Raw genomic sequence first — 15,778 nt, forward strand, 5'->3', positions numbered from 1 at the left:
TCGACTAATGAATTATACCTTGATGATATTTGAATTATATACTGTGGGTAAGGCAAACACAAGGACTTCAAGAATTTTTTTGAAAAATTCTCAAAGTCCTTGTAGTACTTACTCTTGAAGTGATTCCATAATTGGTGGAATCAACTGCTTCTTTCTTGAAACAACACCTTCAAGCAAGTAGCTATCTGTAGCAACTGGCATTCTGAAGGCATCTGCAATAATCTTGTCAGCTGTATCACCAACAAAGAGAAGCTCTGTACTCTCGTTGAGGATATCAGTGAGCATTACAAATACTGCATCCAAATCTGAAGAAGCCTGAACTGTCTGCATATATGACTGAATTCCAGACTTGATGCTGTTCAGCTGGCCCTTAGAAATTGAGCTAACCTGAGCAACACCAAATTTGATATCTCCACTTGTGAAGATTTTGTAATCCTGATGGAAAATCTGATCAGGTGTCTTGTCCTTGAAGTCACTGCCTGCTTCAAACATTGAAGTAGCAAGCTCTACAACATCAACACCTGCAATATCAGCAAGCATTCTTGCCTTTTCCTCATCTACCTTTGTACATGTAGGTGAACGGAACATAAGTGTATCCGAAAGAATTGCCGAACAAAGAACTCCAGCAATATGCTTTGGAATTTCTACTCCACGCTCCTCGTACATAAGAGCAACGATTGTTGAAGATGAACCAAGAGGCTGATTTCTGAAATAGATAGGAGAAACAGTCTCAAGTGAGCCAAGGCGATGGTGATCGATAATCTCAAGCACCTCAGCCTGGTCAATATTATCTACTGCCTGTGACTTTTCATTGTGATCAACAAGGATAATACGCTTCTTCTGCATATTTAAGAGTAAACGACGCGAAACCATACCAACGTAATGTCTGTTCTCGTCGAGAATTGGGAAATCTCGATGGCGAACTGTCTTCATGGTATCTCTAACATCATCTACGTAATCATCAAGCTCAAAGCTTACGATATCGTCACTTCTCATGAACTGACGAACAGGCATAGCCTGGTGAATAAGACGAGCAACTGTAAATGTATCGTACTCTGTAGTGATAAGTACACACTGATGCTCCTCCGCCATCTTGATAACCTTTGAATCAACTGACTTTGCGCCGCAAACTACAAGACAGCTTGCACCTGCCTCGATACAAATAAGCTGACGCTCTGTAATATTTCCAACGATTACAAGGTCATCACGATTGATGTCGTCCTTCAAATCCTCGCGGTTACTTGAAGCGATAACAACTGAACCCTTAATGAAGTAGGCATGTGGATTACCTGTAAGAAGTGAACCATTAAGGGTGCTAAGGATATTGCTGTACTGGGTGCGGGCGCGTGAAAGAATGCTATTGTCGTAAACATCCATGTAAGAATATGCGATATCTCCGTTTACGATAACACCTTCAAGCTTACCTGTTCTTCCAACAACTGGAAGTGTGACAACGTCACGCTCAAGCATAAGCTCCCAAGCCTTCTTCAATGAGATGTGTCCATCTACTGGCTCAAGACGACGATATTCGATGTCTGTAAGCTGTGCGCCTACGTCAAGAACAGTATCTGGCTCCTGAACGCCAAATCTTTCCAAAACATAACGGGTCTCCTCGTTGAGTTGACCCGCTTTTTTAGGCTCATAAATAGTGTCTTTTGAAATTGCATTTTTCAGATATGCGTAAGCAATAGCTGCGCAAACGCTATCTGTATCAGGGTTTTTGTGTCCGATAATATAAACCGTATTCGGCATAATCCCTCCGTAAAAAAATAGTATAACTTAAAATATTCCCAATGAAATCAAGAGTGCTGCTGCACTAACTCCAAGCGAAAATACAATCAGAACAATATTCGCAATAGCAAGGGACTTAAGAGAGCTGTAATGCTCTAAAGCCTTTACAGCCTGCTCCTCGCTATTGTCATGCTCCTTTAACAAATCCTGAATCAGACGATAAAGATGAACTGACTCAGAATGTGTCTTCTCTGAAAGCTCGCTTTGAATGCTATCAAGACCTGCAGAGACATTGCGAAGTGTATCCTGAAGATTTCGATTATGAGTTTCATAGGACTCTTGATTATCGTTCACTTGTCCTTTAATGTCAAGCTCAAGTTGATCCATGTTGTTTTTTACAACCTGCATCATTCTGTCAACCTGTGTCTCTACATCAGCTACAAGCTCATCTGCCTCTTCCTGCTTTTTATTTAATTCTTCCTGAAGTCTAATGTTAGTCTCTTCCTTTTCCTTAACAAGAGCTTCAAGTTCAGCAGCCTTAGCTTCCTTGGCAGCAATAAGCTGCTGAAGCTGAGTTGCCTTTGCTCGGAAAGCATCAATCTGCTCTAAAAGCAAATCCTCTCCGTTGTCGAATTCTACCGCAGTAATATTAACAGTTGGCTTTTCAACTGACTCATCTGCTGGCTTTTCTGTATTAGAAATATCTACATCTTCAAGCTCAATCTGCTCTACATTAATATTTTCCATAGCATTCTCTCCTTAGTTGTTTTGAGTAATTAGTCCCCCAATTAGAATGTGAACTTGTCTGCAAAATATGCAACAAGATCAGCGATTGCAATACGCTCCTGCTCCATAGAATCGCGGTGACGAATTGTAACCATGTGGTCCTCTTCTGAATCAAAATCGTAAGTGATGCAGAATGGTGTTCCGATTTCATCCATACGACGGTATCTCTTACCGATTGTTCCTCTGTCGTCGAACTCACAATTGTACTTCTTTGAAAGCTCATCGAATACCTTCTCAGCGCCCTCATTAAGCTTCTTAGAAAGTGGAAGCACACCAATCTTAACTGGTGCAAGCGCTGGGTGGAAGTGAAGAACTGTACGAACATCACTCTTTCCATCCTTGCCAACCTCTTCCTCATCGTAAGCTGCACAAAGGAATGCAAGCACTACACGGTCTGCGCCAAGTGATGGCTCAATAACGTATGGTAAATACTTCTCGTTTGTCTCATCGTCGAAGTATGTAAGATCCTGACCAGAAACATTCTGATGCTGTGTAAGGTCGTAGTCTGTACGGCTAGCGATACCCCAAAGCTCACCCCAACCAAATGGGAATAAGAACTCGATATCTGTTGTGCCTGTTGAGTAGAATGAAAGCTCCTCTGGGTCGTGATCACGAAGACGCATCTCATCCTCCTTCATACCAAGAGAAAGGAGCCAATCACGGCAGAAAGCTCTCCAATACTGGAACCACTCATCCTGTGTACCTGGCTTGCAGAAGAACTCAAGCTCCATCTGCTCAAACTCACGTGTACGGAATGTGAAGTTACCAGGAGTAATCTCGTTACGGAATGACTTACCAATCTGACCAATACCAAATGGAACCTTCTTACGTGATGTACGCTGAACGTTCTTGAAGTTTACGAAAATACCCTGAGCTGTCTCTGGGCGAAGGTAAACTGTGTTCTTTGCATCCTCAGTAACACCCTGGAAGGTCTTGAACATGAGGTTAAACTCACGAATATCTGTGAAATTGTGCTTGCCACATGTAGGGCAAGGAACATTATTGCTATCGATGAATTCCTTCATCTCTTCCTTGCTCCAGCCATCTACAGATGACTTAAGCTCGATATTATTTTCAGCTGCAAAATCCTCGATAATCTTATCAGCTCTGAAGCGCTCGTGGCACTCCTTACAATCCATAAGTGGATCAGAGAATGAACCAAGGTGACCTGAAGCAATCCATGTCTGTGGGTTCATAAGGATAGCACAGTCAACACCAACGTTGTACTTGTTCTCCTGAACGAACTTCTGCCACCAAGCCTTTTTAACGTTGTTCTTAAGCTCAACGCCAAGGTTACCATAATCCCATGTATTAGCAAGACCACCGTAAATCTCAGAGCCTGCATATACAAAGCCTCTTGCTTTTGCAAGAGCAATAATTTTGTCCATTGTCTTTTCCATAATTATATTTCCTCTCTATTATTACTTATCAGGTGTGTAAAGGATGTAGACAGTATCTGTCACATCTTCATTTCCATCAGCCTGTTTAATACTAACTGTATTTGCATCCACCATCTCTGTTGATGGCTCGGATATATAATAAATCTGCCCTGGAACCTTGACTGTCACGTTTTCGTTGACTATTGCAACGTGAAAACCAGGGAAAGTCTCACTGGCGTCAACTGTAGTTCCAATGCCCTTAGTATCGTTTTCTGTTATGCAGAACAATTCCTCAAAATCATAACCTGCTGCCGCAGCTTCCTCATAGGTGCCATTGAAGGTCTGATAAGAAGTAAATGCACTGTAGGCATCTGCATCAACGTATGTTGTCTTAATATATGCTTTATCAGCTGTGACTCTAAATCTGTCAAGAGTGATTGCCTTGCTGCCATAAGTATCATTAAAGCTTGCAATCAAATCCTTTGTGTATGTCTTAAGATCCGCCTTCGAATAGGTCTCAGCGTCAAAATCTGCAACTTCTTCAAATACAATCTGTCCATCCTTCTCCACAGTCAGTGTAGATGTGTCAGCCATTGTACCTGAGCCAACAAACATCCCAGCCAGCTTTACAATAAGGAAAACAACAAGTGCAAACAACGCAACACAAACTGTGCCAAAGATAATACGATTACGCATCACCTCGCGCTGTCTCCTTTTTCGTCTAGCCTCTTGAAGCTCCCTTGATGCAACTCCCTGACGTGGCCGCTGATTAACGCTCGAACTTCTTGGTCTTGCGTTATTTCTACTTCGCATGCCTGACGTGCCACCAGGTCTACTCTGTGTCATAAAAATTCCTCGCTTTTATATTTGTGCGACCTATAGTTTAATCTATAAGAACACAAAATTCTAGTCAATTCTTCCTCGGTTTCATTATTCAGTACAAAAGTATACAACTTTTCTATTCTAGATGAAACTATGAATTGCATTGCATAAAGGGTCGAAGTAGAAATATCAGTCCCAGATTCCATCTCAGAGCATTCCCTGCAAAGCATTCCATGTCTTTTAATTGAAAATGTGGTCAGGTTCTCCTTTTTGCCACAACACATGCAGGAAAACACATTTGGGTACTCACCGTCAATAACCCAAGTTTTCAAATCATATATATTTCTGAGAAGACGATGACTGAATTTTCCAGATTCGAGAGCCTTTAAACTTTGATATAAAAGGGCAAGTCGCTGTCTTTCATCCACTCCCTCTACTGATAGAAAGTCTGCCACCTCTAAAAAGTAAGAGCCAAGGCAAACCTTATCATAATCCATAACCAAATCCCTGAAATAATTAGTAATATTGGCCTTGGTAATGTGATAGGAGCTGCGGCCCTCAAAGGCTTCAAAAGTGCCGAAGCAAAAAGGTGAGCAGGCAGCTACCATAGGATTGTTAGGACGTCTGGCACCTTTGGCGAAGCCTGTAATTCTGCCAGATTCTTTTGTGAGTATCACAAGACGTCTATCAAATTCTCCAACATCTGAGCAGCTTAAGACAATCCCAGTAAGCGTCACCAGTCCCATTAATTAAATGTCCTCTTTTTTGTATCCAAAATTCTTCAGCTCGTAGTCGCTGTCTCGCCAATCCTTCTTGACCTTTACAAAAAGCTTAAGATTAACCTTTGCATCTAAAAGCTTCTCAATCTCATATCTTGAGTTTGTGCCGATTTTCTTAATCATGGCACCGCCCTTACCGATTATGATACCCTTGTGAGAATTCTTCTCGCAGATGATTGTAGCTTCGATATCCCACATAGCATTCTTGCCTGGGCGTTCCTTCATTGTATCTATTGCAATAGCAATACCGTGTGGCACCTCATCATTCAAAGCATGAAGAGATTTCTCACGGATAATTTCTGCTGTAATCTCACGAAGAGTCTGATTTGTAACAGTTTCTTCGTCATAGAAGGCTGGTCCCTCTGGAAGATGCTTGAAGATTGTTGAAAGAAGATCATCGCAGCCCTCACCGTGAAGCGCAGAAACTGGAACAACCTCGATAAAATCGCACAAATCCTTGAAGGCAGAAATTGTCTCGCCAACCTTTGCACCGTCTGCCATATCAATTTTGTTGATAACTAATATTACAGGAGCCTCTGCTGTTGATAAAAGCTCAGCAATCTTCTTATCACCTGCACCCACCTTTGTGTCTGGCTCAATAAGCCAAAGAATAAGGTCAACATCATTGATAGTGCTCTTGGCTGCGGTCATCATATACTCGCCAAGCTTGTTTTTAGCCTGATGCATACCTGGTGTATCCAGGAAAACAATCTGTCCAACTTCACTATCTGTATAGACAGTCTGGATACGGTTACGGGTCGTCTGTGGCTTGTTGCTAGTGATAGCAATTTTCTGGCCAATGATGTGGTTCATCAAAGTACTCTTTCCCACATTTGGGCGACCAACTATAGTTACAAATCCCGATTTAAAATTATCACTCATTTTTAAATACCTCTAGTCTGGCAGCCACGGAGTCCGTCGGTTACGCTTACAAGCCATAGGCATCTTCGCTCAACTAAATGTTTCGCTTAAGATACCTATGAGCTTGATAGCTACCGACTCATCAAAATCTCGATACCTACCAGCTCACTTTAAAAAATTATTAATATAAACTTTCAATTACATCGAACAATTCGCGATTCGCCTCGATTGCATCCTCATTCCCTACGACGCAGATGTTGCGCTGAGCCATCGCTATATCAATTGGAGTAGCAAGTGCTCGAATATCTTCGACTGTTGCATCAAGAACCTGATTACGAATCTTCTGAATATCCTCGTAGGTGATTTCTGACATATAGCAGTTCAAACCGCGCTGCCCACGCTGAGATGGTGTAAGCGGAGTGTCCATACCACTGATAGTTCCGATTATATATTTCGTCATGTCGCGCTCATCAGCATCAAAGTTTCTAAGATAATCACCAGTCTCCTCAAAGACCTTGATTGTCTCAGCAAGATTTGGATCTCTGTAGGAAACAAATATAATATCACCCTGTCGGCTTGCAATCATATTGCAGCCATAAGCTCCACCCTGAACTCTAACCTTAATCCAGAAATAATCGTAGCCTAATATTGTATTCAAAATCTTGTAGGCTCCATTATACTCATGCCCGTCGGCTGTAAAGTCTCCTGCCATTGCAACATACTGTATTTGAGATGCATCTTTAAATGCTTCCTTTACCTGACGTTTTTCAAAAGGCTGTGGCTCGAATTTGAACTTTTCATCTGAAAGCTGTGACATAACATCAACTGTAAGACGCTTAGCCTGTTCTAATGCTTCAGCCTTACCTGTCGAAGAAATAATCAAACGATTTTTAGAAAAAACGATCTCGCATAATTTATTTAATCGTGAAATAATTTCTTCCTTCTTTGTGTCAAAATCAGCTTCTATTTCAACTAAGAATCTATAGAAGTCAAGTCCGCTTGCCTTCTCACTGTACAGCGCTCTTTTTGAAAATCCTATACGTGAACGATTTGCCGCAACCTGATTTCCTTTGCTTGCGAGCATGGCTTCTACATGAGATTTCTCCGCTGTGATAAGCTCACGTAATCGTTTTTCATCAGAGAAATCTGTGTGAAGAATCATCTCAAGAGCCAAATCCTTGGCGGCATCTGCCTCGTCATATATAAACTTAGAACGAACCTCATAGGTCATCCTTATCTCGTCATCTTTATCGAGCACTTCGTAGAGCATGATATTGGTTGAGATTCCACCAGTATGAAGATACATCTCATTGTTGAAATCAGCATAACTGTAATGCTCTGTGTCCATTAGACCAATGAAACGCTCCAGAAGTGAAGCATATGGAAGCCATTCAAAATTGATATCTGAAATATCAAATACCATATTGTAATAGTGAATTCCATTGGTGCTCAGCTTATGGTGAAGGATTGTTGTTCCATTTTCCTTATAAACTTCCAAATCAATAGGACGAGCTTCACGAGTCAAATCGTATCTGGAAAGCATTGGAATCTTAGCCAAATCCTCCTTTGGACTTGGAGTTTCCTGATACTCCTTAAGATAAGCTGTATGCTCCACTATTTCTTTAATCTGTTCAGGAGTCATAGAAGCCTTAAGCTTCGCAAGTCGCTCCTTAAGCTCTAACTCATCAGCAGTTGTCATTCCCTGCTTTGGTCTTAAAGTGACTATCGACTTATGATTGTTTAACAAGAGATAATCATTGGCAATACGGTCAAAAATTCCATCATTAACTCTTGATTTAATTTTATCAAGTACCTCAACAGAGTGTAAATGAAGGAATGGTTGATTCCTATCATATAGCCAACTATCAAGCAACTGGAGTCCAATGATAAGTCCCTTTGGTGCACTACCAAAATCAAGTTCACGAGCCCTAAACTGCTCACCATTTATTGAAGCATAAAGGGTCTTATGATCAACACCTTTCTCGATTACATCTCGAAGTGTATCCTCTATTATCTTAACAAAACGTTCTTTATCCTCTTCATTTGCGCCACGGGCAACAATGCTGAAATACATCTGACGCTGTGACGACTCGAAGGAACACTCAACATCCTCTGCTATGTCCGCATCAATGAGAGCCTGATAAAGTGGCGCTCCCGGAGCAGAAACTAAAGCGTAATTTAATATATCAAATGCACGGTACATATTAGGATCAAGCACGTCTCCTATGCACACATTATACGAAAGGAAGGTATTGTCCGCTGTATCCTGATCCGCTGCAATTGGATAATCCATTGTAATCTCTACCGGCTTATCAAAAGGCTTCTGCATCTGAATTTCAGAATCAACCTCAAGATAATCATAATAGCGAAGATATTTTTTATCGAAATACTCAAGCAACTCATCAATATCAGCATTACCATAAACATAAATATAGGAATTGCTTGGATGGTAGTACTTACTATGAAAATCAAGGAAATCCTCGTAGGTAAGATTTGGAATCTCCTTTGGGTCGCCACCAGACTCTGTAGAATAAGCAGTATCAGGGAAAAGAGAATTCAAAATCTGACGATTAAGCACATCATCTGGTGATGAATATGCACCCTTCATCTCGTTGTAAACAACACCATTGATAGTCAGGTCGCTTTCCTCATTCTCCATCTCATAGTGCCACCCCTCCTGCTCAAATATCTCGCGATACTTGTAGATGTTTGGATGGAAAACTGCATCCATATAAACATCTATAAGGTTCATATAGTCTGCATCATTTGTGCTGGCAATAGGATAAACTGTCTTGTCAGGATATGTGATTGCATTAAGAAATGTATTCAAACTACCCTTTACAAGTTCAACAAATGGGTCCTTTACCGGATATTTGTCTGATCCACACAACACTGTGTGCTCAACAATGTGAGCTACACCTGTGGAATCCTTCGGTGGAGTTCTAAAGCCTATATAAAATACTTTGTTATCATCATCGTTTGAGATAAAACAGACTCTTGCCTTTGTCTTTTTATGCTCGAAAATAAAGCCAAGAGAATCCAGTCCCTCAAGTTTTTCTTCTTTTAGAAGTTCGTAATTCTTGTTCATTATTTTATGTGGACATCCAATTGATTAAAGCAGATTTCCACACCCTCCTCATCAAATCTTTCTTTTATCTGTTCAAGCACATCCCACTTGGTCTGCCAGAAATACTCAGTTTCTACCCAAAAACGAAGACCAACATTTACCGAACTGTCAGCAAGCTCTGCCACAAAAACCTTGATAGGCTCATCAGTGATTAGATGATCTTGCTTCTCTGCTATCTCAAGCATGATTTTTTTAGCTTTTTTAATATCTGCATCGTAACTGATGCCAACTGTCTCGTTGAACATTCGACGGGTCATTGCCGTATTATTGGTAAGTGTGGTAGCTGAAAGTGTACCGTTTGGAATCTGCACTGTGCGACCATCTATCATCTTCAAAGTAGTGTAGATAATGTTGATACGCTCAACTGTACCCTCCTGACCTGTGGCATGCTCAATAATATAATCGCCAACTCTGAAAGGATGCGTAAGAAGAATAAGAATTCCTCCTGCAAAGTTTGAAAGAGCCCCCTGCAATGCAAGACCAATTGTCACACCAAGACCTGCAACTGCAGCTGAGATTGATGTGGTGGTAACACCAAACAAACCAAGAATAATAGTAATCAGTATGATATAGAAAAGCCATTTGAGTACCGACTCAAGGAACGTTTCTACTCCTGGGTCCACATCCTTTAAGCTCATGGCCCTGTGGAAGACCTTAATAATTCCTTTGATAATCTGACTTCCTATGATAAAAACAACAATCGAAAGAACTACACTCCATCCAAAACTCCAAAACTTTGGAATCATCCCCTCTAATTGCTGCTGGAAAACGCCTTTTTGAATGTCTTCGACCAGTTCTTCTGCTGTAACTGTCTCTAGTTCTGCTGCTAACACACGAAATCCTCCCTTTCGTTACAATCCGTAATATTATAACACAAAGTTACGTATAAAAAAATAAGCGGACACACAACCTACGCAAGCGCAAGCAGGAAGGTCCCATACCGGACAAGGGAGGGGCCTACACCGGGCGGGTATGGGAGGTGGCCTGCGGGAGCATTGAAAATTGCGATGTCCGCTTATATATTAAATTTTATGTATAAACAGTCCACTACGTAACTTTGGTTCAAACCAGGTGGACTTCGGTGGCATCAAAAGTCCTGCGTCAGCCACATCAAAAAGCTCTCCTATACTTGTAGGATACATAGCAAAAGCTACTGCGCAATCCTCGTTGCAGCGGCGTTCCAACTCTTCCAGACCACGAATGCCGCCTACGAAGTCGATGCGTTTGTCAGTCTTCGGATCTTGAATACCTAGCAATGGCTCAAGAATCAAATTCTGAAGCAGAGATACATCGAGACCATCCACTGGATCATCCACATCAACCTCTGGCCTCACCTGGCATAAATACCAGGTACCTTCCAAAAGCATGCTCCACTGGCCCTTTGCCTCTGGTCTGATTGGAGCCTCTGAGGTTTCAACTATCTCAACTACCGAATCAAGCTCCTCCAAGAGTTCCTCTGGTGCCAAGCCATTCAAATCCTTTACCACGCGGTTGTAATCGTAAATCTTCAGTTCCTCATCTGGAAAGAGCACTGAAAGGAAGTAATTAAATTCCTCATTTCCTGTAAATCCAGGATTTTCCTCTCTTTGCTTCAGCCCAACCTTTACAGCGCTGGCTGCGCGGTGATGTCCATCTGCAATATAGATGCTGTCCATTTTGCTAAAGGCATCTGTAATCAGCATCTTGCTCATCATATCATCTATAATCCAGCATCGATGACTGATTCCATCTTCAGCAGTAAAATCATAAATTGGACGGCGTGATTTAGTCTTTTCTACCACACCTGAGATAGTTGCATCCGCACGATATGCCAGGAATATCGGTCCAGTTTGAGCACTACAGGTGTCCACATGACGAATTCTATCCTGTTCCTTCTCTTCTCTGGTATTCTCATGCTTTTTTATTACTGAATTCAGATAATCATCTATTGAAGCACAAGCTACAATTCCAGTCTGCGAACGACCATCCATAGTGAGCTCGTATAGATAATAAAAATCAGATTCATCCTGAACAAATCTACCCTCACTTATCCACTGCTCAAGCATCTGTGCTGCTTTGTTATAAACCGCCGTAGAATACATATCTGCATCCTCGGCAAACTGTGTCTCTGGTCTGTCTATTGCGAGAAAGGAGTTAGGCTGTTCCTTCACCTTCTCATATGCTTCTTTTCTGCTGTAAACATCATAAGGAAGGGCTGCTATAATAGCAGCCTCTTCCTTAGATGGACGTATTGCCTTAAAAGGTTTTACAATCGCCATTATTTTACCACCCTTACCTTTATTACACCGTCAACCTTCTTGATTTCATCAACAATTGCATCTGTCAGCTTGCTACCAAGATCAAGAAGTGTGTAGGCATAATCACCACGGCTCTTATTTGTCATATCCTCAACGTTGACATTGTCATTACTGAGAATTGTGGTGAAGCTAGCGATAAGACCAGCTTTATTTTTATGAAGGATTGCAACACGAGACTCTGCAGAACAGATTCCCATATCACAATCAGGATAATTTACAGAATGGGTGATATTACCATTTTCCATATAATCCATAACCTCTTTAACTGCCATAACTGCGCAGTTATCCTCAGCCTCCTCAGTAGAAGCGCCAAGGTGAGGTGTACAGATAACACCCTTTTTGCCCGCTGTAGTTGGATTAGCAAAATCTGTCACATAGTGACGAACCTTGCCAGCCTCGATACCATCGATAACAGCCTGCTCATCAACAAGAAGATCGCGGGCAAAATTAAGAATAACAACGCCCTTCTTCATCATCTGAACAGCCTCTTTATTAATCATGCCCTTTGTTGCATCCAAAAGTGGAACATGAACAGTGATGAAATCACACTCTCTGTAAATGTCTTCAACATTTGTAACATGCTTAACATTTCTAGAAAGGTTCCATGCAGCATTTACAGAAATGTATGGATCGTAACCGTAAACCTCCATACCGAGATGGTTTGCATCATTTGCAACCTTTACACCGATTGCACCAAGTCCAATAACACCAAGCTTCTTGCCAGCAATTTCTGTTCCGGCAAAAGCCTTCTTTGCCTTCTCTGCTGTCTTTCCGATATTCTCATCATCCTTGTTGTCAAGAACCCAGTTGATACCGCCAACGATATCACGACTTGCTAGAAGCATTCCAGCAAAAACAAGCTCCTTTACACCATTAGCATTTGCACCTGGAGTGTTGAAAACAACGATTCCTTCCTCTGCGCATTTGTCAAGTGGAATATTGTTAACACCTGCGCCAGCACGAGCGATACAAGCAAGCTTTCCGCCAAGCTCCATGTCGTGCATTGCAGCTGAACGAACCAAGCAAGCATCAGCCTCGCCGATGTTTTCAACTTTCTTGTAATCTGTGGAGAAGTTTACAAGACCCTTATCAGAAATAGGATTTAAGCAATTATATGTAAACATTAAGCATTCTCCTCCTCAAATTTTTTCATAAACTCAACAAGCTTCTCAACGCCCTCAATAGGCATTGCGTTGTAGATTGAAGCTCTCATACCACCAACAGTTCTGTGACCCTTGAGGTTTACAAATCCTGCTGCAGTAGCTTCCTTTACAAACTTAGCATCAAGCTCCTCGTTACCTGTAACAAATGGAACATTCATGAGTGAACGGTCCTCTTTTCTAACTGTGCCCTTGAAAAGCTTTGAAGAATCAAGGTAATCATAGAGAATCTTTGCCTTCTTCTCGTTGAGTTCCTTCATTGCTTCAAGACCACCATTCTTAAGAAGCCACTTGAACACCTTTCCACAGATATAGATATCATAGCATGGAGGTGTATTGTAAAGGCTGTCATTGTCTGCCTGAGTCTTATACTTAAGCATAGTTGGTGTTCCTGGAAGAACATCATCACGGATAAGATCCTCGCGGATAATTACGATAACCATACCTGCTGGTCCAACATTCTTCTGCACACCACCATAGATGATGCCATACTTTGTAACGTCAACTGGCTCAGAAAGGAAGCATGAACTAACGTCTGCCACCAAATCCTTGCCCTTTGTATTTGGAAGAGTTTTGAATTTTGTGCCGTAGATTGTGTTGTTCTCGCAGATGTAAACATAGTCCATGTCATCTGTGATAGGAAGGTCCGAACAATCTGGAATGTAGCTGAAGGTCTCATCTGCAGAAGATGCAAGCTCAACTGCCTCACCGTACATCTTTGCTTCCTGATATGCCTTCTTTGCCCACTGACCAGTGATGATATAGCCAGCCTTCTTATTTTTCATAAGGTTCATAGGGATAGCTGCAAACTGCTGCGATGCACCGCCCTGAAGGAAAAGTACCTTATAATTGTCAGGGATGTTCATAAGTGTTCTGATGTCGGCCTCAGCCTCCTTGATAATCTCATCAAACACCTTTGAACGATGGCTCATCTCCATAACAGACATGCCACAGCCCTTATAATCAAGCATCTCCGAAGCTGCTTCCTTAAGAACCTCCTCTGGTAAAACTGCTGGTCCTGCACTAAAATTGAAAACTCTACTCATTACACTAAATCTCCTTAATCTTCTTTGAAAAATTCATTAATAGGTGCTCCTGGTGCAACCATTGGCCATACCTTGTCATCCGAATCGATGATACAGTCAATGAGCACAGGCTTCTCGGATCGAAGAGCCTCCGAGAGCGCATCCTTGAATTCTTCTTGAGTGGTAACTCTAATGCCAGTAGCGCCCATTGCCTCCGCCAACTTGACATAATCAACACCATCGTCAAGAACTGTAGCTGAATAGCGCTTTTCGTAGAAAATTGTCTGCCACTGTCTTACCATTCCAAGAACATGGTTATTAACTACTATTTCAATGATTGGCAACTTCTCACGAGCCGCTGTTGCCATTTCATTCATATTCATTCTGAAGCAGCCATCTCCGGCAAAATTGATGACTGTCTTGTCAGGATTTCCTGTCTTTGCACCGATTGCTGCGCCAAGACCGTATCCCATGGTGCCAAGTCCACCTGATGTAAGAAGCTGATGTGGCTTTTTGAATCTATAGAACTGAGCTGCCCACATCTGATGCTGACCAACCTCTGTAGTGATAATAGCGTCACCCTTTGTCTGGCGATATGCTTCTGCAACAATAAATGGTCCAGACAAGCCCTCTTTTGGAACATTCAGCGGATACTGCTCTGAAAGCTTCTTTGCATTCTTTATCCAAGCCTCATGACTCTGCTGGTCTAAAAGCTTGTTGATTCTAGAAAGAGTCTCTTTCACATCACCGATGATAAAATGGTCGGTCATAATATTTTTATTAATCTCAGCCGGATCAACATCAAACTGAAGAATCTTTGCCTTGCTTGCAAACTTCTCAGGATTTCCGAGAACTCTATCCGAAAATCTTGTACCGATTGCAATGAGCAGGTCACAATCTGAAACGCTAAGGTTTGAAGCCTTTGTGCCATGCATACCAAGCATTCCAAGATATCTTTCATCAGTTCCGTTGAAAGCACCTTTTCCCATAAGTGTGTCGCAAACTGGAGCATCAACCAAATCAACGAACTTCTTAAGTTCCTTTGATGCGCCTGCCAGAACCGCACCACCACCTACAAAGATAACTGGCTTTTTTGCCTTCTTGATAAGCTCTACTGCCTCTTTTAAAGCAGTCTCAGTGATGTCTTTCTTCACGCGACCAGCTGGAATAGGCTTCATTGGCATATATTCATATTTATTGTTTGGAGCAGTGATATCCTTTGGAACATCAATAAGCACTGGGCCTGGACGACCGCTCTTTGCAATAAGAAATGCCCTGCGAATTGTCTCAGCCAAATCTCTAATGTCCTTCACAATAAAGTTGTGCTTTGTGATTGGCATAGTAATACCGGCGATATCAATCTCCTGGAAGGAATCCTTTCCCAAAAGAGGAAGGGTAACATTGCAGGTGATTGCCACCATAGGAACTGAATCCATATGCGCAGTTGCAATACCTGTCACAAGATTAGTAGCTCCAGGGCCACTTGTTGCGAAGCAAACGCCAACCTTACCTGTAGAACGAGCATAGCCATCTGCAGCATGGGCTGCACCCTGCTCGTGGCTGGTAAGCACATGATGAATCTCATCCTTATGCTTGTAAAGCTCGTCATATAAATTCAGAATTGCACCACCTGGATAACCAAATACAGTGTCAACTCCCTGCTCTTTCAAACATTCTATAATTATTTCTGAACCACTAAGTAACATATCTTTACCTTTCTCTTATCCTAGTCCGTCCGTTACGTCGTCAAGCCTTAGTGTTTCTCCGCTCGACAGCACGTCTCGCTAAAGAAACCTAAGAGCTTGACTACT

Annotated in this window: 12 protein-coding genes; all 12 read right to left on the reverse strand. The window is 41.9% G+C overall.

Annotation, left to right across the window (positions count from 1 at the left end; genetic code table 11):
- Nucleotides 1–108: 108 nt before the first annotated feature.
- The 12 genes from FXF36_RS01440 to ilvB all read right to left on the reverse strand — a co-directional run bounded on the left by FXF36_RS01440 (nucleotide 109) and on the right by ilvB (nucleotide 15,673).
- Nucleotides 109–1,752 carry a putative manganese-dependent inorganic diphosphatase gene (locus FXF36_RS01440; RefSeq protein ID WP_151622122.1) on the reverse strand — a complete coding sequence of 548 codons (1,644 nt, stop codon included), beginning with the start codon at nucleotides 1,750–1,752 and terminating at the stop codon, nucleotides 109–111.
- A gap of 27 nt (nucleotides 1,753–1,779) precedes the next feature.
- A complete protein-coding gene (locus tag FXF36_RS01445) occupies nucleotides 1,780–2,478 on the reverse strand; it encodes a hypothetical protein (RefSeq protein WP_151622123.1) in 699 nt (232 codons plus the stop codon).
- A gap of 41 nt (nucleotides 2,479–2,519) precedes the next feature.
- Nucleotides 2,520–3,917: a glycine--tRNA ligase gene (locus tag FXF36_RS01450; RefSeq protein WP_151622124.1), complete on the reverse strand. Its 1,398-nt coding sequence runs from the start codon at nucleotides 3,915–3,917 to the stop codon at nucleotides 2,520–2,522.
- Nucleotides 3,918–3,938: 21 nt separating this feature from the next.
- The gene (locus tag FXF36_RS01455; RefSeq protein WP_151622125.1) at nucleotides 3,939–4,742 is read right to left on the reverse strand and encodes a hypothetical protein; all 804 of its coding nucleotides are present in this window, start codon (nucleotides 4,740–4,742) and stop codon (nucleotides 3,939–3,941) included.
- The gene (gene recO, locus FXF36_RS01460) at nucleotides 4,739–5,464 is read right to left on the reverse strand and encodes a DNA repair protein RecO (protein WP_151622126.1); all 726 of its coding nucleotides are present in this window, start codon (nucleotides 5,462–5,464) and stop codon (nucleotides 4,739–4,741) included. The genes FXF36_RS01455 and recO overlap by 4 nt, the downstream gene beginning before the upstream one ends.
- A gap of 3 nt (nucleotides 5,465–5,467) precedes the next feature.
- Nucleotides 5,468–6,379, reverse strand: coding sequence for a GTPase Era (gene era / locus FXF36_RS01465; protein WP_151622127.1), 912 nt, complete (start codon nucleotides 6,377–6,379; stop codon nucleotides 5,468–5,470).
- Between the two features lie 160 nt (nucleotides 6,380–6,539).
- Nucleotides 6,540–9,446 carry an insulinase family protein gene (locus tag FXF36_RS01470; RefSeq protein WP_151622128.1) on the reverse strand — a complete coding sequence of 969 codons (2,907 nt, stop codon included), beginning with the start codon at nucleotides 9,444–9,446 and terminating at the stop codon, nucleotides 6,540–6,542.
- Nucleotides 9,446–10,318 carry a mechanosensitive ion channel family protein gene (locus FXF36_RS01475; protein WP_243143557.1) on the reverse strand — a complete coding sequence of 291 codons (873 nt, stop codon included), beginning with the start codon at nucleotides 10,316–10,318 and terminating at the stop codon, nucleotides 9,446–9,448. The genes FXF36_RS01470 and FXF36_RS01475 overlap by 1 nt, the downstream gene beginning before the upstream one ends.
- Nucleotides 10,319–10,507: 189 nt before the next feature.
- Nucleotides 10,508–11,743, reverse strand: a complete 1,236-nt coding sequence (locus tag FXF36_RS01480) for a DUF1015 domain-containing protein (RefSeq protein ID WP_151622129.1) — start codon at nucleotides 11,741–11,743, stop codon at nucleotides 10,508–10,510.
- Nucleotides 11,743–12,906, reverse strand: a complete 1,164-nt coding sequence (locus FXF36_RS01485; RefSeq protein ID WP_151622130.1) for a phosphoglycerate dehydrogenase — start codon at nucleotides 12,904–12,906, stop codon at nucleotides 11,743–11,745. The genes FXF36_RS01480 and FXF36_RS01485 overlap by 1 nt, the downstream gene beginning before the upstream one ends.
- The gene (gene serC / locus FXF36_RS01490) at nucleotides 12,906–13,988 is read right to left on the reverse strand and encodes a 3-phosphoserine/phosphohydroxythreonine transaminase (RefSeq protein ID WP_151622131.1); all 1,083 of its coding nucleotides are present in this window, start codon (nucleotides 13,986–13,988) and stop codon (nucleotides 12,906–12,908) included. The genes FXF36_RS01485 and serC overlap by 1 nt, the downstream gene beginning before the upstream one ends.
- A 14-nt stretch (nucleotides 13,989–14,002) precedes the next feature.
- Nucleotides 14,003–15,673, reverse strand: a complete 1,671-nt coding sequence (ilvB, locus tag FXF36_RS01495; protein ID WP_151622132.1) for a biosynthetic-type acetolactate synthase large subunit — start codon at nucleotides 15,671–15,673, stop codon at nucleotides 14,003–14,005.
- Between the last annotated feature and the right edge of the window lie 105 nt (nucleotides 15,674–15,778).

Origin of the sequence: Pseudobutyrivibrio xylanivorans (genome assembly GCF_008935055.1) — a bacterium.
GTDB classification, from domain to species: domain Bacteria; phylum Bacillota; class Clostridia; order Lachnospirales; family Lachnospiraceae; genus Pseudobutyrivibrio; species Pseudobutyrivibrio xylanivorans_A.